16 protein-coding genes are annotated in these 18,079 nt (G+C 63.7%); 14 read left to right on the top strand and 2 right to left on the bottom strand.

From position 1 onward, the window contains the following. Positions 1 to 169 precede the first annotated feature (169 nt). From NKI31_RS03975 to NKI31_RS03910, 14 genes are all read left to right on the top strand, one after another. Complete coding sequence (locus tag NKI31_RS03975; protein ID WP_352650536.1) at positions 170 to 1,228, top strand: LacI family DNA-binding transcriptional regulator; 1,059 nt, start codon at positions 170 to 172, stop codon at positions 1,226 to 1,228. Then, positions 1,225 to 2,235, top strand: coding sequence for a Gfo/Idh/MocA family protein (locus NKI31_RS03970; protein WP_352650534.1), 1,011 nt, complete (start codon positions 1,225 to 1,227; stop codon positions 2,233 to 2,235). The genes NKI31_RS03975 and NKI31_RS03970 overlap by 4 nt, the downstream gene beginning before the upstream one ends. Beyond that, entirely contained in the window at positions 2,232 to 3,833 is a 1,602-nt protein-coding gene (locus NKI31_RS03965; protein ID WP_352650532.1) for an acyl CoA:acetate/3-ketoacid CoA transferase, read from the top strand. Before NKI31_RS03970 ends, NKI31_RS03965 begins: the two co-directional genes overlap by 4 nt. Further along, positions 3,826 to 4,602, top strand: a complete 777-nt coding sequence (locus NKI31_RS03960) for an enoyl-CoA hydratase/isomerase family protein (RefSeq protein WP_352650530.1) — start codon at positions 3,826 to 3,828, stop codon at positions 4,600 to 4,602. The genes NKI31_RS03965 and NKI31_RS03960 overlap by 8 nt, the downstream gene beginning before the upstream one ends. A gap of 10 nt (positions 4,603 to 4,612) precedes the next feature. Further along, positions 4,613 to 6,124, top strand: coding sequence for an aldehyde dehydrogenase family protein (locus tag NKI31_RS03955; protein WP_352650731.1), 1,512 nt, complete (start codon positions 4,613 to 4,615; stop codon positions 6,122 to 6,124). Positions 6,125 to 6,182: 58 nt separating this feature from the next. Next, positions 6,183 to 7,436, top strand: a complete 1,254-nt coding sequence (locus NKI31_RS03950; RefSeq protein WP_027049809.1) for an ABC transporter substrate-binding protein — start codon at positions 6,183 to 6,185, stop codon at positions 7,434 to 7,436. Positions 7,437 to 7,691: 255 nt separating this feature from the next. Further along, positions 7,692 to 8,642: a carbohydrate ABC transporter permease gene (locus tag NKI31_RS03945; RefSeq protein WP_023832915.1), complete on the top strand. Its 951-nt coding sequence runs from the start codon at positions 7,692 to 7,694 to the stop codon at positions 8,640 to 8,642. After that, the gene (locus NKI31_RS03940; protein WP_352650528.1) at positions 8,639 to 9,583 is read left to right on the top strand and encodes a carbohydrate ABC transporter permease; all 945 of its coding nucleotides are present in this window, start codon (positions 8,639 to 8,641) and stop codon (positions 9,581 to 9,583) included. Before NKI31_RS03945 ends, NKI31_RS03940 begins: the two co-directional genes overlap by 4 nt. Before the next feature lie 4 nt (positions 9,584 to 9,587). Next, positions 9,588 to 10,703, top strand: coding sequence for an ABC transporter ATP-binding protein (locus NKI31_RS03935; RefSeq protein ID WP_023671180.1), 1,116 nt, complete (start codon positions 9,588 to 9,590; stop codon positions 10,701 to 10,703). 5 nt (positions 10,704 to 10,708) lie between these two features. After that, positions 10,709 to 12,211, top strand: a complete 1,503-nt coding sequence (locus tag NKI31_RS03930) for an FAD-dependent oxidoreductase (protein WP_352650526.1) — start codon at positions 10,709 to 10,711, stop codon at positions 12,209 to 12,211. Continuing rightward, positions 12,208 to 12,969, top strand: a complete 762-nt coding sequence (locus NKI31_RS03925; protein WP_023671178.1) for a 3-ketoacyl-ACP reductase — start codon at positions 12,208 to 12,210, stop codon at positions 12,967 to 12,969. Before NKI31_RS03930 ends, NKI31_RS03925 begins: the two co-directional genes overlap by 4 nt. A gap of 12 nt (positions 12,970 to 12,981) precedes the next feature. Then, positions 12,982 to 14,610, top strand: coding sequence for a GMC family oxidoreductase (locus NKI31_RS03920; RefSeq protein WP_352650524.1), 1,629 nt, complete (start codon positions 12,982 to 12,984; stop codon positions 14,608 to 14,610). 20 nt (positions 14,611 to 14,630) lie between these two features. Continuing rightward, complete coding sequence (locus NKI31_RS03915) at positions 14,631 to 14,948, top strand: Dabb family protein (RefSeq protein ID WP_023683219.1); 318 nt, start codon at positions 14,631 to 14,633, stop codon at positions 14,946 to 14,948. Positions 14,949 to 15,037: 89 nt separating this feature from the next. Beyond that, on the top strand, positions 15,038 to 16,255 hold the full coding sequence (locus tag NKI31_RS03910; protein ID WP_352650522.1) for an MFS transporter: 1,218 nt from the start codon (positions 15,038 to 15,040) through the stop codon (positions 16,253 to 16,255). A 12-nt stretch (positions 16,256 to 16,267) separates the two neighbouring features. On the opposite strand, the gene NKI31_RS03905 is transcribed toward NKI31_RS03910, so the two are convergent. Both NKI31_RS03905 and NKI31_RS03900 read right to left on the bottom strand, forming a co-directional pair. Beyond that, complete coding sequence (locus NKI31_RS03905) at positions 16,268 to 17,113, bottom strand: EamA family transporter (protein WP_027049805.1); 846 nt, start codon at positions 17,111 to 17,113, stop codon at positions 16,268 to 16,270. A 7-nt stretch (positions 17,114 to 17,120) separates the two neighbouring features. Continuing rightward, positions 17,121 to 18,029 carry an endonuclease/exonuclease/phosphatase family protein gene (locus NKI31_RS03900; RefSeq protein ID WP_023671173.1) on the bottom strand — a complete coding sequence of 303 codons (909 nt, stop codon included), beginning with the start codon at positions 18,027 to 18,029 and terminating at the stop codon, positions 17,121 to 17,123. Positions 18,030 to 18,079 lie beyond the last annotated feature (50 nt).

Genomic DNA, 18,079 nt, shown 5'->3' with positions numbered 1-18,079 from the left:
TGATTCGGCGATTGAACCGGTCCAAATGCCGAAGAAGGCTAAGAGCCCTTGCTTGGAGCCTCATTCATCACCTTTTCGATCTCCGCAAGAATCCCGATTGACTCTCGTTTGGCAGAGTGATTAGAACGTTCCAATAGATTTGCCCATTCAGGCGGAGGAAACCACCGACATGGCCAGCCGGCCCAAGGCAACGATCCTGGACATCGCCCGCGAGGCTGGTGTGTCCAAATCGACGGTGTCGCTTGTGCTGCAAGGCTCAGGGCTGATCCGGCCTGAAACCGCGGTCAAGGTTCGCAAGGCGATCGAGGATGTCGGCTATGTCTACAACCGCGGCGCCGCCAATCTGCGCAAAGCCCATTCCAACGTCATCGGCATGGTCATCAACGATCTCACCAACCCCTTTTTCGCCGAGCTGGCGGTCGGCATGGAGCGCGTCTTCCAGTCAGCCGGCATCGTGCCCTTCATCGCCAACACGGCGGAGAACCCGGTGCGCCAGGAAGAAGTGCTGAAGTCGCTGATGGAACAGGGCGTCGCAGGCCTGATCGTGTCACCGGCACGCGGCACCACGCCGGGCGCCTTCCGTCGCCTCGAGATGGCGGGCGTGCCGGTCGTCTTCGCCATGCGCCGCCTGCCGGACAGCCGCATCCCGGTGATCGCGCCTGACAATCATCGCGGCGCGTATCTCGCCGCCGCCCATCTGATCGGCAAGGGCCATCGCCGGCTGGCCTTCTTCGGCGGCACCTCCGACCTAGTCGTCTATCAGGAGCGCCTGGGCGGTTTTCGTGAAGCTTGCGAGACATTGGGCATGGCCAGACGCGACGTGCTTGTCGTCGAAGGCGAGACCAGCCGCAGGGGCGGCATCGCCTGCCTGGAAACCGCCCTTGCCATGGCCGAGCCGCCGACGGCGGCGCTGTGCTTCAACGACGCCGTCGCCTTCGGCGTCATGCTGGCGCTGCGCAAGCGCGGGCTGGAGCCCGGCGCGGATTTCGCCGTCGTCGGCTTCGACGACGTGGTCGAGGCCGAGCATTATATGCCGGCGCTGACCAGCGTCTCGGTCGACACACCCGGCCTCGGCGAACGCGCCGCCCACGTCATGCTGAAGATGATCCAGTCGCGCATCACGCATGCCGAGGACCATATCGGCGCCGTCAATCTAGTCGTCAGGGACAGCTGCGGTCCCGATCGCGGCGCCCAGGACACATCAGCAGGAATGGGAGACGCGGCATGAGCGTCAAATGGGGACTGATCGGCGCCAGCACGATCGCCAAACAGTTCATGATCAACGCCATCCGCGCACAAAAGGATGGCGAGATATCAGCGGTGATGAGCTCCAACCCGGAGCGCGCCAAGACCTATGCCGCAGAAAACAACATTCCTCTCGCCGTCTCGACGCTTGACGATTTGCTCGGCGCCGACATCGACGTCGTCTACATCTCGACCACCAATGAACTGCATCTCGAACAGGCGCTGGCCGCGATCAAGGCGGGAAAGCATGTCCTATGCGAAAAGCCACTTGCGCTGACCAGCACTGACGCGCGCACCATGGTCGCCGCCGCCAAGGAAGCCGGCGTGGTGCTTGGCACCAACCATCATCTGCGCAATGCCGGCGCCCACCGCGCCATGCGCGACGCCATATCAGCCGGCCGCATCGGCAAGCCGATTGCCGCGCGCGTCTTCCATTCCGTCTATTTGCCGGAAAACCTGCAGGGCTGGCGCATTACCAAGCCTGAGGCCGGCGGCGGCGTGGTGCTCGACATCACCGTGCATGATGCCGACACGCTGCGCTTCGTGCTCGGCGACGACCCGGTCGAGGTCTCCGCCTTCACCCAGTTGGCCGGCATGGCCAGCAGCGGGCTGGAAGACGGCGCCATGTGCATCTGGCGCTTCGGGTCGGGCATCATCGCCCAGTCGCATGAAGGCTTCACAACCAAGTTCGCCGATACCGGCTTTGAGGTGCATGGTTCCGAAGGTTCGCTGATCGCAAAAAATGTGATGACGCAGAAGCCAGTCGGCTCGGTGCTGCTACGCACCGCCAAAGGCGAGGAAGAACTGAGCTTCGACCGAGAAGACCTCTACGCCAGGTCGCTGCGCCGGTTCCATGCCGCCATGCGTGGAGAAGGCCAGCCCTCCGCCACCGGCGAGGACGGCGTCTGGTCGCTGGCCTCAGCCGAAGCAGCGTTGCAGTCGGCAAAGTCCGGCAAGGCCGTCACTATCGATCCGAAAGGTGTCGTGTGAGCAAGCTCGTCTCCGCCGCTGAAGCAGCAAGCCTGATCAAGGACGGCATGACCGTCTCCGTCTCGTCGTCGAGCGGCCTTGGCTGCCCTGACGCCGTCCTGGCTGCCATCGGCGAGCGCTTCGACGCCGAAGGCCATCCGAAAGACATCACCACGCTGCATCCGATCGCCGCCGGCGACATGTATGGCATCAAGGGCATCGACCATTTGGCCAAGCCCGGCTTGTTGAAGCGCACGCTCTGCGGCTCCTATCCCTCAGGCCCCTCCTCGTCCGAGCCGCCGCAGATATGGAAGATGATCGGCGACAATTCGGTCGCCGCCTACAACGTGCCCTCCGGCATCCTGTTCGACATGCACCGCGAGGCCGCCGCCAAGCGGCCGGGCGTGCTGACCAAGGTCGGCCTCGACACTTTTGCCGACCCGCGCCACCAGGGCTGCGCCATGAACGCGGCGGCAAGCGAGCCGATCGTCTCGGTGCAGCAGTTCGACGGCGAGGAATGGCTCTATTTCCGCTCGATCGTGCCTGACATTTCGATCATCCGCGCCACCACCGCCGACGAGCGCGGCAACCTGACCTATGAACATGAAGGCGCCTATCTCGGCGGCCTTGAACAGGCGCTCGCCGCCCGCAACAATGGCGGCATCGTCATTGCGCAGGTCAAGCGGGTCGTCGAGAACGGCACGCTGAAGCCGCATGACGTGCGCGTGCCCGGCGTGCTGGTTGACCACATCGTGGTGGCGCCCGACCAGTTGCAGACGACGCTGACTCCTTACGACCCGGCGATTTCGGGCGAGATCTTCCGGCCGTTGTCCAGCTTCCGCAACGCCGACATGAACGTCCAGAAAGTAATCGCGCGCCGCGTCGCCATGGAATTGCGCGACGGCATGGCGGTCAACATCGGCTTCGGCATCTCGGCCAACGTGCCGCGTATCCTTCTCGAGGAAGGCCAGCACGGCAAGGTCACCTGGGTGATCGAGCAGGGCGCCGTCGGCGGCGTGCCGCTGCTCGACTTCAAGTTCGGCTGCGCTTCCAATGCCGAGGCGATTATGCCCTCGCCGCACCAGTTCATCTATTTCCAGGCCGGCGGCTTCGATGCCTCGCTGCTCTCCTTCTTGCAGATCGACCGCCACGGCTCCGTCAACGTGTCGAAACTCTCGGCCCGGCCACATGTCACCGCCGGGGCCGGCGGCTTTGTCGACATCACGGCACGGGCGAAAAAGATCGTCTTCTCCGGCTTCTTCAATGCCGGCGCAAAACTGTCGCTCGCCGATGGCGGCATTCGCATCGATGCAGAAGGCAAGGTGAAGAAGGTGGTCAACGAGGTCGAGCACATCTCCTTCTCCGGCAAGCGCGCCGTCGCACAAGGGCAGGACATCACCTACGTCACCGAGCGCTGCGTGATGAAGCTGACGCCGGACGGTCTGATGGTGACGGAACTGGCGCCTGGCATCGACCTCGAACGCGATGTGCTGGCGCAGTCCGAAACACCGCTCGGCGTCGCCAACGACCTCAAGGTGACACCGGCGGCGCTGTACCAGGATCGGCCGATCGGCCTGTCGCTCAATGGCGGCGCTTCGCTCGGAGGCGCGCATGGCTGAGCGCCTCGTCACCTTCAAGCAGGACGGCGCCATCGGCATCGTCACGCTGCGCCGGCCGGAGAAATTCAACGCGCTGGACATTCCGATGCTGCGCGCGCTCGAGACAGCGCTCGACGAAGCCGAAATGGCTGATGGCGTGCGCGTCGTGCTGATCCGCGGCGAAGGCAAAGGCTTTTGCGCCGGCGGCGACGTCGAGGCCTGGGCACAAATGAGCGCTGCCGACTTTCAGGTGCAATGGGTGCGTTATGGCCACCGCGTCTTCGACCGGCTGGCGAGGCTCCGCCAGCCGACCATCGCCGTGCTTTCCGGCCATGCGTTGGGTGGCGGGCTGGAGCTGGCAGTCGCCTGCGACTTCCGTGTCGCCGAAACGCAGGTGAAGCTCGGCTTCCCCGAGACATCGATCGGCGTCGTCCCCGGCTGGTCCGGCACGCAACGCGCCGTGCGCCGCTTTGGGGCCCAGATCGTGCGCCGCATGGCACTCGGCGGCGAGCTCTTTGCCGCCTCCGACGCGCTTGCACTCGGCGTCGTTGACCGCGTGGTCGAGACCGGCCAGGCGCTGGCAGAGGCCAGGACTTGGGCCGAAAAAATCGCCGGGCGCGGGCCGCTCGCAACTGAAGCCGCCAAGCTGATGATTGCGGTCGCCGAAGGCGAGGAAAGTGCGGCCGCCACCGAGGCGCTCGCCAGCGGCTTCGTTGCGCTGACCGGCGACCTCAAAGCCGGCGTGAGCGCCTTCAAGGCCAAGCAGAAGCCGGCCTTTTCAAGATCCTAGAGAAAGCATGATGAACGCACCGCTCAACATTTCCATGCCGGCCGAGGCGTCCAAGGCGCCGAAGGCTTACAAGCTCCTGATCGACGGCAAGCATGTCGATGCCCGTGACGGCCGCACGATTGCGCGCAACAGCCCCGGCCATGGCTTCACCGTTTCGAGCTATGCGCAGGCAGGCGAGGCCGAGGTGGAGGCGGCCATGCAGGCCGCGCACAAGGCATTCGAGACCGGCCCGTGGCCGCGCACGAAGGCGGCCGAGCGCGCCGCCATCCTGCTCAAGACGGCCGACCTGATCGAGGCCCAGCTCGAAGACATCGCCCGACTCGATGCGCTGGAATCCGGCAAGCCGATCGCCCAGGCGCGCGGCGAGATCGGCGGCGCCATCGACATCTGGCGCTATGCCGCCTCGCTCGCCCGCACGCTGCACGGCGAAAGCTACGCCAATCTCGGCGACGCCATGCTGGGCGTGGTCCTGCGCGAGCCGATCGGCGTCGTCTCGATCATCACCCCGTGGAATTTCCCGTTCCTGATCGTCAGCCAGAAACTGCCCTTCGCGCTCGCCGCCGGCTGCACCGCGGTGGTCAAGCCGAGCGAAATGACCTCGGCCTCGACCTTCGTGCTCGGCGACATCCTGATGCAGGCCGGCCTGCCCGCGGGCGTCGTCAACATCCTGGCCGGCCTCGGCGCCGATGTCGGGGGGCCGATGGTCAGCCATCCGCTGGTCGAGATGGTGTCGTTCACCGGCTCTACCCGCGTCGGCAAGATGACCATGGCTTCCGCCGCGCAGTCGCTGAAGAAAGTCTCGATGGAGCTCGGCGGCAAGAACGGCCAGATCGTCTTCCCCGATGCCGATCTCGAGGCGGCCGCTGACGCAGCAGTGTTCGGCGGCTTCTTCAACGCCGGCGAATGCTGCAATGCCGGCAGTCGGCTGATCGTGCATGAAGCCATCGCCGACGATTTCCTCGCCACTGTCAAGGCCCTGACCGCCAAGGTAACGGTCGGCGACCCACTCGACGACCGAACCAAGGTTGGCGCGATGATATCAGCCGACCATCTGACCAAGGTCGCGGGTTACGTCGCGGTAGCAGCAAAAGACGGCAGCAATGTCTATTGCGGTGGCGGCCAGCTGGCGTCCAATGCCGGCCAGTACCTCGATCCGACCATCATCCGCGGCGTTACCGAAGACATGGCTATTGCGCGCGAGGAAGTGTTCGGCCCGGTGCTCTCCGTGCTGACTTTTGGATCGATTGAAAAGGCGTTGCACATCGCCAACAACACGCCCTATGGTCTGTCGGCAGGGGTGTGGAGCGCCAGCATCGACACTTGTATGTCGGTGGCGCGTGGTGTGCGTTCGGGGACCGTTTGGGTGAACACATTCATGGAAGGCTTTCCCGAGTTGCCATTCGGGGGCTACAAGCAGTCCGGCATCGGACGCGAACTCGGCAAACGCGCTGTCGAGGATTATACCGAGGAAAAGACAATCCAGTTTCATCGCGGCCAGCGCACCGGTTGGTGGGTCGGCTGAGTTTGGAAGAACCCGGTGGGCTTCCACCGGTCGTGTAATGCAACAAGGGAGGTAGAACATGTTGCGCAAACTGCTTATCGGAACGGCTCTGGCGACGGCCTTTGCTTTCTCGGCCCATGCCGAGGACGTCAAGGAAGTGCAGATGCTGCATTGGTGGACGTCGGGCGGCGAAGCGGCTGCTCTCAACGTCCTCAAGGGCGACCTTGCCAAGGAAGGCTATGCCTGGAAGGACGTGCCGGTGGCCGGTGGTGGCGGCGACGCCGCCATGACTGCGCTGAAGGCGATGGTCGCGGCCGGCAATTACCCGACCGCGTCGCAGATGCTCGGCTACACCGTGCTCGACTATGCGGCGGCCGGCGTCATGGGCGACCTGACCGAGACGGCGAAGAAGGAGGGCTGGGATAAGTCGGTTCCGGCAGCCCTGCAGAAGTTCTCCGTCTATGACGGCAAGTGGGTCGCTGCTCCAGTCAACGTCCACTCCGTCAACTGGCTGTGGATCAACAAGGCGGTGATGGACAAGATCGGCGGCACCGAGCCAAAGACCTTCGACGACTTCGTCGCCCTGCTCGACAAAGCCAAGGCGGCTGGCGTCATTCCGCTCGCCCTTGGCGGCCAGAACTGGCAGGAAGCCACCATGTTCGACTCGGTTGTGCTGTCGACCGGCGGACCTGAGTTCTACAAGAAGGCCTTCAACGACCTCGACGACGAGTCCCTCAAGTCGGACACGATGAAGAAGTCGTTCGATAACCTCGCCAAGCTCGTCACCTATGTCGACCCGAACTTCTCGGGCCGCGACTGGAACCTTGCCACCGCCATGGTCATCAAGGGCGATGCCCTGGTGCAGGTGATGGGTGACTGGGCCAAGGGCGAGTTCAACGCCGCCAAGAAAACGCCGGGCACCGACTTCCTGTGCTATCGCTTCCCGGGCACGGAAGGCTCGGTGGTCTACAACTCCGACATGTTCGGCATGTTCAACGTTCCGGACGACCGCAAGGCCGCCCAGGTCGCGTTGGCCACCGCCACCCTGTCGAAGAGCTTCCAGTCGGCCTTCAACGTCGTCAAGGGTTCGGTTCCCGCCCGTACCGACGTTCCGGACACCGACTTCGACGCGTGCGGCAAGAAGGGCATCGCCGACCTGAAGGCTGCCAACGAAGGCGGCACACTGTTCGGCTCGCTTGCCCAGGGCTATGGCGCGCCTCCGGCAGTCGCCAATGCCTACAAGGACGTCGTTTCGAAGTTCGTCCATGGTCAGATCAAGACCTCGGACGAAGCCGTGACCGAACTGGTAAAGGCGATCGACGACGCCAAGTAAGCGCTAGCCAGAAACACACCTTCCCCGCTTCGGCGGGGAAGGTTTCACCTAAGGATTGGCCAGCTGGCGCAATTCCAGGAAAAGTGTGAGCGGTTTTCCGGCCGGAATTGCGTAAAAGAAAGAGTTAGAGAGGTTCGCCGTTTCGTGAAACGGTGAAAACGCTCTTGAACACCATGCCGACCAGAGACCCGTATGCACGGGGTCGCCTTGCCGCCTGACGGCAGAGCACGGACAACCCGAAACGGGAGGAGCCTCATGAGCAGTGTAGCGACAACCCAGATCAAGCTGACGCCGGAGCGGTCGCGCCCCTCGGTGCGCGCGCGACTGCAGGACGCGCTGCCGAAGATCGTGCTGGCGCCGAGCTTCGCCATCACCATCGTCTTCGTCTATGGCTTCATCCTGTGGACGGTCTATCTGTCCTTCACCAATTCCAAGACTTTTCCGTCCTATGTCATCACCGGACCGCGCGCCTACCTACGGCTATGGGGCTGGACGTTCGACTCCGACCCGCCATCGAGCTGGTACACGTCGATCGTCAATATGGGCATTTTCGGCTTTCTCTACATCGCCATGTGCCTGGCGCTCGGCCTGTTCCTGGCCATCCTGCTCGACCAGAAGATCCGCGGCGAAGGCGTGTTGCGGCCGATCTATCTCTACCCGATGGCGCTGTCCTTCATCGTTACCGGCGTCGCCTGGAAATGGTTTCTCGATCCCGGCCTCGGCCTTGAGCAGACCCTGCATCAATGGGGCTGGACGAGCTTCCATTTTGACTGGATCAAGAACAAGGATTTCGTCATCTACACGGTGGTCATCGCCGGCGTCTGGCAAGCCTCCGGCTTCATCATGGCGATGTTCCTGGCCGGCCTGCGCGGCATCGACGGTGAGATCATGAAAGCGGCGCAGATCGATGGCGCCACTACTTTCCAGCTCTACCGCCGCATCGTCATTCCGCTGCTGCGGCCGATCTTCCTGTCGGCCTTCATCGTGCTCGCCCACCTCGCCATCAAGTCGTACGATCTGGTGGTGGCGCTGACCAGCGGCGGCCCCGGTGGCTCGGCCTGGCTGCCGTCCAACTTCATGTATGAGTACACGTTCAAGCGCAACGAAATGGCTGTCGGCTCGGCGAGTGCCGTGATCATGCTGATGACCATCGTCGCCATCATCGTGCCCTATCTCTATTCGGAACTGCGGGAGAAGCCGCAATGAGCGCCGTTGCCACCCCTACCCGCCAGGCCTCTAGCGGCATGAGCACCAAGACCCTCAACCGCATCGTCATCTACGGACTGCTGGCGCTGTTTGCGTTGTTCTACCTGATGCCGCTGTTCGTCATGCTGGTGACCTCGTTCAAGACCATGGAGGAGATCCAGAACGGCAACATGCTGGCGCTGCCCCAGGCGCCGACCTTCGACCCATGGATAAAGGCGTGGAGCGAAGTTTGCTCGGGCCTGACCTGCGTCGGCATGAAGGGCTATTTCTGGAACTCGATCAAGATGGTGGTTCCGGCAGTCATCATCTCGACCCTGCTCGGCGCGCTCAACGGCTATGTGCTGACCAAATGGCGCTTTCGCGGGGCGACGCTGGTGTTCGGGCTGATGCTGTTTGCCTGTTTCATCCCGTTCCAGTCGGTACTGCTGCCGATGGCAACGATCCTCGGCAGCTTGGGCCGGTTCGGCGTCAAGCTGCAGAACGCGACCGGTTTCACCTTCGGCTTTGGCAATCCGACCGTGAACCTGGTGTTCGTTCACGTCGTCTACGGCATCGGTTTCACCACCCTCTTCTTCCGCAATTACTACGAAGCGTTTCCGAACGAGCTGGTGAAGGCGGCGCAGATCGACGGGGCAAGCTTCTTCCAGATCTTCCGGCGCATCATGCTGCCCAACTCGCTGCCGATCATCGTGGTGACGGTGATCTACCAGTTCACCAACATCTGGAACGACTTCCTGTTCGCCTCCGCCTATGCCGGCTCCGGCGACGTGATGCCGATGACGGTGGCGCTCAACAACGTCGTCAACACCTCGACAGGCGTCGTCGAATACAACGTCAACATGGCTGCGGCGATGATCGCAGCCCTGCCCACCCTTCTCGTCTATGTGGTCGCCGGCCGCTACTTCGTGCGTGGCCTGATGGCGGGCGCGGTCAAAGGATAATCTGATGGCTTTTCTGGAAATTGATGGGCTGAAGAAGCGCTTCGGGAATGTCGAGATCCTGAAGGGCATCGATGTCGAGCTCGAAAAGGGCGGCTTCCTGGTGCTGGTCGGCCCGTCCGGCTGCGGCAAGTCCACCTTGCTCAACACGATTGCCGGCCTAGAGCAGATCACCGAGGGCGAAATCCGCGTCGACGGCCGCGCCATCAACGATCTGCACCCATCCAAGCGCGACATCGCCATGGTGTTCCAGAGCTATGCGCTCTATCCGAACATGACGGTGGCCGGAAACATCTCCTTCGGCATGGAGATGCGCGGCGTGCCGGCCGACGAACGCCAAAAGGCGATCGACAAGGTGGCCAAGGTCCTGCAGATCGGCCACCTCCTGCAGCGCAAGCCGAGCCAGCTTTCCGGCGGCCAGCGCCAGCGCGTCGCCATGGGCCGGGCGCTGGTGCGCGACCCTAAGCTGTTCCTGTTCGACGAGCCTTTGTCCAACCTCGACGCCAAATTGCGCGTTGACATGCGCATCGAGATCAAGCGCCTGCATGCCACCACCGGCACAACCATCGTCTACGTCACCCACGACCAGATCGAGGCGATGACGCTGGCTACCAAGATCGCCGTCATGCGCGACGGCGAGGTGCAGCAGTTCGGCACCCCGGCCGAGATCTACAACAACCCGACCAATTTGTTCGTCGCCGACTTCATGGGTTCGCCGGCGATGAACCTGATCCCGGCGACCATTGCCACGTCGGGCAATGCGCTGTCCGTCGTGTTGGAGCGCGAGGCGCGCGAGCCCATTACGCTGCCGATGGCCAATGCGCCGGCGGGCCTGTCGGCGTTCCAGGGCAAGCCGATCATCTTCGGCGTGCGCCCGGAAGCGCTGACCGATCCGGAAGGTGCGGAACGCAACGCCTCCAACATTGCCACTGCCGACCTGCACATCGAAGTGGTCGAGCCGGCAGGGTCCGACACTTTCGCGGTGACCAACCTCGGCGGCAAGGGCGTGGTGGCGCGGTTGCGGGCCGACGCCAACATCCAGCCGGGCACCAGCACGCCGCTCGCCTTCAACCTGACCAAGGCCGTGTTCTTCGATCCGGCGACCGAACACCGCATCCGCTGATCGAGATGGTCAGCCCCGATATCGTCATCATCGGCTCCGGCATCGGCGGCGCTACGATCGCTTCCGGCCTGGCCGGCAGCGGCGCCTCGGTCCTGATGCTGGAGCGCGGCGAGCCCTTGCCGGCAACGCCGCATGCCCGCGACACGCGCTCGATCTTCGTCGATGGCCACTACCGTCCGAAGGAGATGTGGCGCGAGGCCGGCGGCGGCGCCTTCAACCCCGGCAATTACTACTATGTCGGCGGCAATTCGAAATTCTACGGCGCGGTGCTGATCCGCTACCGCAAAGAGGATTTCGCCGCCATGGAGCACTTCGGTGGCGTCTCGCCGGCATGGCCGTTTTCCTACGATGAATTCGAGCCCTGGTATTCGAAAGCCGAGCAGCTGTTTCGCGTCCGCGGCTCACTCGGCGAGGACCCGACCGAACCGTTCCACTCGATCCCCTATGCTTTCAAGCCGGTGCCCGACGAAGCGCCGATTGCCCGCGCCCGCGCTGAGTTGAAAGCCCTCGGCCTGCATCCGGCCTCGCTGCCGCTCGGCGTCGACATCGACACCTGGCTGAAAGAGGGCAAGACCGGCTGGGACGCATTCCCCAATACCGCCCAGGGCAAGGTCGATGCGCAGACCGGACCGCTGACGGCTGCACTCAAGGACAGCAATATCCGACTCGAAACCGGCTGCCATGTCGAATATCTCGAAGCGTCGTCCGACGGCAAAAGCATCGCTGCCGTTCACTACCGTCAGAATGGCGAGCTGAAGAAAGTCGCGCCGAAGCTGGTCATCCTGTCCGCCGGCGCGGTCAATTCCGCCGTCATCCTGCTGCGCTCGCCGTCATCAGACGGCAAAGGCCTCGCCAACAGCTCCGACCAGGTCGGCCGCAATTTCATGAACCATAATTCGAGCGCCATGCTGGCGATCGATCCGCGCCGCAGGAACGACAGCGTCTACCAGAAGACGCTGATGCTGAATGACTACTATCTCTCCGACGGCAAAGGCGGCAAGCCGCTCGGCAACGTCCAGCTGCTCGGCAAGATCGACGGCAACATGTTGAAGGCCAACGTCAAACGCGTGCCGAAATTCGCGCTCGATTACATGGCCGGTCACGCCGTCGACTGGTATCTGATGTGCGAGGATCTACCCGATCCGGGAAGCCGCATCATGGTCGACGGCAAGGACATCGTCATGCAATGGCGGCGCTCCAACATGCAGTCGCTGGACGGGCTGACCAGGGTGATGCGTGAGAACTTCCGCGCCTGCGGTTATCCCATCGTGCTGTCGCGTCCCTTCGACAAGCGCACGCCCTCGCACCAGTGCGGCACGGTGAAAATGGGCGACCATCCGGCGACGTCGCCGCTCGACCCTTTCTGCCGCGCCTTCGACCACCCGAACCTGTTCGTTGTCGACGCCAGTTTTTTGCCGAACTCGGCCGCCGTGAATCCGGCGCTGTCGATTGCGGCACAGGCGCTGCGCGTGGCCGAGCATATTCGCCGAACGGACCTCGCGGCATGACCCGCCCCGCAGCAATCGTCACCGGCGGTGCGCGCGGCATTGGGCTCGCCTGCGCCGAGGCGCTGGCCGGGGACGGTTTCGACATTTTGATCGCCGACCTTGCCGAACAAGCGCCGGACGAACTGGCCGCCAACATCACCGCACGGGGTGCGGAGTTCGCCTATGTCCGTTGTGATATCGCCAACCTCGAGGATCACACGGCCCTCGTCGACGCCGCCATACGTGCCTTCAGCCGCATCGACTGCCTCGTCAACAATGCCGGCATCGGCGCCGTGGTGCGCGGCGATCTGCTGGAGCTGAAGCCCGAGAATTTCGACCGTGCGCTGGACGTCAATCTGCGCGGCACAGTCTTCCTTAGCCAGGCCGTCGCCAAGGCGATGCTGGCGGCTCCCAGCAATCATCCGCGCTCGATCATCACCATCACCTCGGTCAGCGCCGATATGGCCTCGCCGGAACGCGCCGACTACTGCATCTCGAAAGCCGGCCTTTCGATGTGGGTGAAGAACCTGGCGCTACGGCTTGCGCCGGAAAACATCGGCGTGTTCGAACTGCGGCCGGGCATCATTCGCACCGACATGACCGCGAGCGTATCAGCCAAATACGACGCGCTTATCGACAGCGGCCTGGTGCCGGCAAAACGCTGGGGCGAAGCATCGGACATCGGCGCCGTGGTGGCGACGCTTGCCGCCGGCAAGCTCGGCTTTTCCACAGGCTCGATTATCAATGTCGACGGCGCGCTCTCCGTGCCTCGACTGTAGGTGGATAGGGTTATGACCGACTACATCATCGTAGGTGCCGGCCCGGCCGGCTGCGTTCTGGCCAACCGGCTGAGCGAGGATCCAGCGAATTCCGTGCTGCTGCTCGAGGCCGGCGGCAAGGACTGGCACCCCTACATCCACATGCCGGCGGGCTTTGCCAAGATGACCAAGGGCATCGCTTCCTGGGGCTGGTCGACCGTGCCGCAGAGGCACATGCAGGACCGCGTCTTCTGGTATACGCAGGCGAAGGTGGTCGGCGGCGGCTCGTCCATCAATGCCCAGATATACACGCGCGGCAACGCTCGCGACTACGACGCATGGGAGAAGGAAGAGGGCCTCGCGGGCTGGGGCTATCGCGACGTGCTGCCTTATTTCAAGCGCGCCGAGAACAACCAGCGCTTCGCCAACGATTTTCACGGCGACCAGGGGCCGCTCGGCGTGTCTAACCCTATTTCGCCGCTGCCGATTTGCGAAGCCTATTTCCGCGCCGGCCAAGAGATGGGCATCCCCTTCAACCCGGATTTCAACGGCGCTAGCCAGGAAGGCGTCGGCTACTACCAGCTGACCCAGAAGGACGCCCGGCGCTCATCCGCTTCGGTCGCCTATTTGAAGCCCATCCGCGCCCGCAAGAACCTGACGGTCCGAACCGATGTGCTGGTCACCCGCATCGTCGTCGAGAAAGGCCGCGCCACCGGCGTCGAGATCGTCGACAAACCCGGCGGCGAGAAGACCATCATGCGCGCCGAGCGCGAAGTGATCGTCTCGTCCGGCGCCATCGGTTCGCCGAAGCTGTTGATGCAGTCGGGCATCGGCCCGGCTGATCACCTGAAATCGGTCGGCGTGACGCCGGTGCATGATCTGCCCGGTGTCGGCTCCAACATGCAGGACCATCTCGATTTGTTCGTCATCGCCGAATGCACCGGCGACCACACCTATGACAACTACGCCAAGCTGCACCGCACCGCGTGGGCCGGCTTGCAGTATCTGCTGCTGAAGAAAGGGCCGGTCGCCTCCAGCCTGTTCGAGACCGGCGGCTTCTGGTACGCCGATCCGACCGCCGCCTCGCCCGACATCCAGTTCCATCTGGGACTCGGCTCCGGCATCGAGGCCGGCGTCGAGAGGTTGAAGAACCCCGGCGTGACCTTGAACTCGGCCTTCCTGCGCCCGCGCTCGCGCGGCACGGTGCGGCTGAGCAGCGCCGACCCGGCCGACCACCCGCTGATCGATCCCAACTATTGGTCGGACCCTTATGACCGCGCCATGTCGATCAACGGCCTCAGGCTTGCGCGCGAGATCATGCGGCAGAAGGCGCTTGCGCCTTACGTGTTGCGCGAGGTGCTGCCCGGACCATCGCTCGCCAGCGATGACGAGCTGATCGACTATGCCTGCCGCACCGCCAAGACCGACCATCACCCCGTGGGTACCTGCCGCATGGGCCATGACGATATGGCGGTGGTCACACCGGACCTGCGCCTGCGCGGCATCGAGGGCCTGCGCGTCTGCGATGCCTCGGTGATGCCGCGCGTGCCTTCCTCCAACACCAATGCGCCGACCATCATGGTCGGCGAAAAAGGCGCCGACATCATCCTCGGCCGCGAGCCGCTTCCGCCGGCGGTGTTCTCCGGCAATCGGGCCGCATAGCCACTTAGGAGAACGAACCAATGATCAGACACTGCGTCTTCGTACGCTTCCGCAGCGATGTGCCCGCCACCGAGCGCACGGCAATCCACGCCGATCTCGAAGCACTGCGCTCCGTTGTCGACGGCATGGACACGGTCCATTTCAGCACCAATGTCAGCCCGGAGCCGTTCGCGCGCGGCTTCAGCCATGCCTTCACCATCGACTTCCGCGATGCCGCCGCCCGCGACGCCTATCTCGTGCATGAAGCGCATCAGCGCGCCGGCGCCCGATTGGTCGCAGCGCTCGAAGGCGGCACCGACGGGCTGATGGTGTTCGATCTCGACATTACGAAAAAGTGACCGCGCTTCTTTCGAAAGCCGGCTGACGCCTGTTCTCTTTTGCGCCCCAAGGAACATATCGTTCCCCGGGGGCGTTTAGGAGGAACGTCGTGGCTCTCACCGCGCAGCAGAAGAAAACCGTCCTTGCCTCCTTCCTCGGCTGGACGCTCGACGCTTTCGATTTCTTCCTTCTGACGTTCCTGCTCACCGATATCGCAACCGAATTCAACACTGACGTTCCGGCAGTCTCCAAAGCGTTGTTCCTGACGCTGGCGACACGCTTCATCGGCGCCTTCTTCTTCGGCAGGCTGGCCGACAAATATGGCCGCAAGCCCATTCTGATGCTCAACATCGTCAGCTATTCGGTGATCGGCGCGCTGGCTGCCTTCTCGCCCAAACTCGGCATTTTCCTCGCGCTGCGCGCTCTGTTCGGCATCGCCATGGGCGGCGAATGGGGGCTGGGCAGTTCGCTCGCCATGGAGTCCATTCCGCCCAGTGCCCGCGGCATGGTCTCGGGCATCCTGCAATGCGGCTATCCCACCGGCTACCTTCTGGCGGCCGTGGTTTACGGCGTGCTCTACCAGCAGACGATCGGTGGTTACACGATCGGCTGGCGCGCCATGTTCCTGCTCTCCTTCCTGCCGGCACTGATCGTGCTCTTCATCCGCTCGCATGTGCCGGAATCGCCGGCCTTCGTCGAGGCGCAGAAATCCGTCAGACCTGGCCTTCTTGAAACGCTGCAGAAGCACTGGGGCGTCGCCGTCTATGCGGTCGTGCTGATGATGTTCTTCAATTTCTTCAGCCACGGCACGCAGGACCTCTACCCGACCTTCCTCAAGAAGCAGCATGGCTTCGACCCGCACACGGTGAGCTGGATCACCATCGTCGCCAATATCGGCGCCATCGTCGGCGGGTTGGCGTTCGGCGCACTGTCGGAGAAGATCGGCCGCGTCAACGCGATAACGCTCGCCTGCGTGATTGCCTTGCCCTCGATTCCGCTCTGGGCCTTCAGCTCGACACCGTTCATGCTGGCCATCGGCGCCTTCGTCATGCAGGTCGCGGTGCAGGGCGCCTGGGGCGTCATCCCGGTGCATCTTAACGAGCTGTCGCCCGGCGCCGTGCGGGCAACCTTGCCCGGCTTCATCTACCAGGCCGGCAATCTCGCGGCGTCCTATGGCGGTCCCTACCAGGCCGGCATCGCCGAGGCGTCTGGAGGCAGCTATGGCTACGCGCTGGCGCTGTTTGCCGGCGTGGTCGCCGTCTGCATCATCCTCGTCATCCGCTTCAGTCCGGAACGGCGCGGACAGGTGATGACGGTGCTCGGCTGAAGTATCAGAATCTCAGCCCAGCCTGAGGGCCACGACACCGGCGACGATGCTGAGCGCGGCGGCGCCGCGCCAGCCTGTCATCTTCTCGCCGAGCGCGAAAACCGAGATCATCATGGCAAACAGGATCGACGTCTCGCGCAACGACGCCACCGAGGCGATCGGCGCCTTGGTCATCGCCCACATGACGATCCAGTAGGCCGCGCCGCTGAGCACGCCGGTGAACAGGCCTGCCTTCCAGTCACGCGCCAGCACGGGCAGCGCCTTGGGCCCGCGAAAGATGAGGCACAGCACCAGCGCCCACGTGGCATCGCAGATGAACAGCCATGCGGCATAGCTCGTTGCCGTTGCGGCCAGCCGCGCGCCGCTGCCGTCGGAGAGCGTATAGCTGGATATGAAGATCGAAGTGCCGAGCGCAAAGCCGACCGCCCGCACATTGATCCGCTCCAGATGCGCGCCGCCGCGAAACGACATCACCAGCGTGCCGGCCGACAGCAGCAGGATGCCGAGGATGGCGAACGGCGCCGGCATCTCCTGCACCACGACAACGCCGCCGAGGGCGGTCAAAAGCGGCGCCGTGCCGCGCGCCAGCGGATAGGTCTGGGCGAAATCGCCGGCCTTGTAGGCGCCGATCAGGAAGGTCCGGTAGCCCATGTGAAAGAGCACCGAGGCGATGATGAAAGGCCACACTTCGGCCTTCGGAAACTCGACGAAGGGCAGCACGAACAGTGCGGCAAACCCCATGCCCAGCGTCATCAGCGTGATCGACAGGAAGCGGTCGAGATGCACCTTGACCAGCGCGTTCCAGATCGCGTGCATGGCGGCGGCGGCAAGCACCGCGAAAAAGACGAAAAGCGTCATTGAGGGCTCACCGATCTCCCGAGCTCAAAGGCGTTTCGAGATCGATATCGATCCGGACCGGAAAATGGTCTGAAGCGATCTCGCCTATATCGGCACTGACCGAGCGCACACGGTCCGCGAACATACCGCCGACGAAGCAATGGTCGAGCCGGCGTTTTGCCACTTTCCCGTCGATCGTTTTCACATGGGTGTGGAAATCGGCAGCCGGCTCGCTAGCGACGGCAGCGGCATCAACAAAGCCGTCGAGATAAGCTGCCCCGCGATGATAGGGCGTGCTGCCGACGATGCGGCTGTATTCGGCGCTGCCCGGCTCCATGTTGAAATCGCCCATCCAGATCGCAGCTGTCGGGTTTTCCGGCTCGGCCTCGCCACTGGTCCAGTTGCGCGAAGGCTCATCGTCCGCGCCGCTCCACGGGCCGCCCTCGGACGGCGCGCGGCGATGCTCGGCCAAGAGATAGTCGATCTGCTCCAGACGCTCCTCCGCCGCGATATGGGCGAGATGCAGCGACAGGACCCTTACCGGTCCGGCCGGCGTGCGGATCATGCATTCGAGCGCGGCGTTGCGCGTGTTGAGCGGCCGCAGCGTGCGGCGCATGGGCAGCGCGTGCAGCCGCGACCAGGCGATCGGCAGCTTCGACAGCAGCATGGTGCCGAACTGGCGGCGGCGGTTGACGACCCGGCCGTCGCGCTGCTCACTGGCGTCCATGTCGAAGGCCGGGCCATAGACCCAGTAATAGCTAGGCAGCAGCTTGGACAGGACCTCCGGCTGGTCGTCCTCATTGGTGCGCTGCCAATGCCGCTCGACCTCCTGCAGCGCGATGATATCGGCGCCGTCGACCAGCTTGGTGCAGCGCGAAAGATCGTAACGGCCATCGCCGCCGAACCCGTACTGGATGTTGTAGCTGACCAGCTTCATTGCTTATCCGGCTCAATTTCGCTTTGGCAGTAGCGGTTCGGCAGACGGGT

Source organism: Mesorhizobium sp. M0659 (genome assembly GCF_040320605.1).
In the GTDB taxonomy this organism is placed as follows: Bacteria; Pseudomonadota; Alphaproteobacteria; order Rhizobiales; family Rhizobiaceae; genus Mesorhizobium.
The sequence above is the reverse complement of the archived record's forward strand: the minus strand, read 5'-3'. Positions and strand labels throughout refer to the sequence as shown.

What these genes read in the sequence shown, in the direction of transcription:
- NKI31_RS03900 (WP_023671173.1), bottom strand. Translation starts at nt 18,029, where the DNA reads ATGAAGCTGGTCAGCTACAACATCCAGTACGGGTTCGGCGGCGATGGC.
- NKI31_RS03930 (WP_352650526.1), top strand. Translation starts at nt 10,709, where the DNA reads ATGGTCAGCCCCGATATCGTCATCATCGGCTCCGGCATCGGCGGCGCT.
- NKI31_RS03905 (WP_027049805.1), bottom strand. Translation starts at nt 17,113, where the DNA reads ATGACGCTTTTCGTCTTTTTCGCGGTGCTTGCCGCCGCCGCCATGCAC.
- NKI31_RS03975 (WP_352650536.1), top strand. Translation starts at nt 170, where the DNA reads ATGGCCAGCCGGCCCAAGGCAACGATCCTGGACATCGCCCGCGAGGCT.
- NKI31_RS03915 (WP_023683219.1), top strand. Translation starts at nt 14,631, where the DNA reads ATGATCAGACACTGCGTCTTCGTACGCTTCCGCAGCGATGTGCCCGCC.
- NKI31_RS03920 (WP_352650524.1), top strand. Translation starts at nt 12,982, where the DNA reads ATGACCGACTACATCATCGTAGGTGCCGGCCCGGCCGGCTGCGTTCTG.
- NKI31_RS03935 (WP_023671180.1), top strand. Translation starts at nt 9,588, where the DNA reads ATGGCTTTTCTGGAAATTGATGGGCTGAAGAAGCGCTTCGGGAATGTC.
- NKI31_RS03950 (WP_027049809.1), top strand. Translation starts at nt 6,183, where the DNA reads ATGTTGCGCAAACTGCTTATCGGAACGGCTCTGGCGACGGCCTTTGCT.
- NKI31_RS03945 (WP_023832915.1), top strand. Translation starts at nt 7,692, where the DNA reads ATGAGCAGTGTAGCGACAACCCAGATCAAGCTGACGCCGGAGCGGTCG.
- NKI31_RS03925 (WP_023671178.1), top strand. Translation starts at nt 12,208, where the DNA reads ATGACCCGCCCCGCAGCAATCGTCACCGGCGGTGCGCGCGGCATTGGG.
- NKI31_RS03940 (WP_352650528.1), top strand. Translation starts at nt 8,639, where the DNA reads ATGAGCGCCGTTGCCACCCCTACCCGCCAGGCCTCTAGCGGCATGAGC.
- NKI31_RS03970 (WP_352650534.1), top strand. Translation starts at nt 1,225, where the DNA reads ATGAGCGTCAAATGGGGACTGATCGGCGCCAGCACGATCGCCAAACAG.
- NKI31_RS03955 (WP_352650731.1), top strand. Translation starts at nt 4,613, where the DNA reads ATGAACGCACCGCTCAACATTTCCATGCCGGCCGAGGCGTCCAAGGCG.
- NKI31_RS03960 (WP_352650530.1), top strand. Translation starts at nt 3,826, where the DNA reads ATGGCTGAGCGCCTCGTCACCTTCAAGCAGGACGGCGCCATCGGCATC.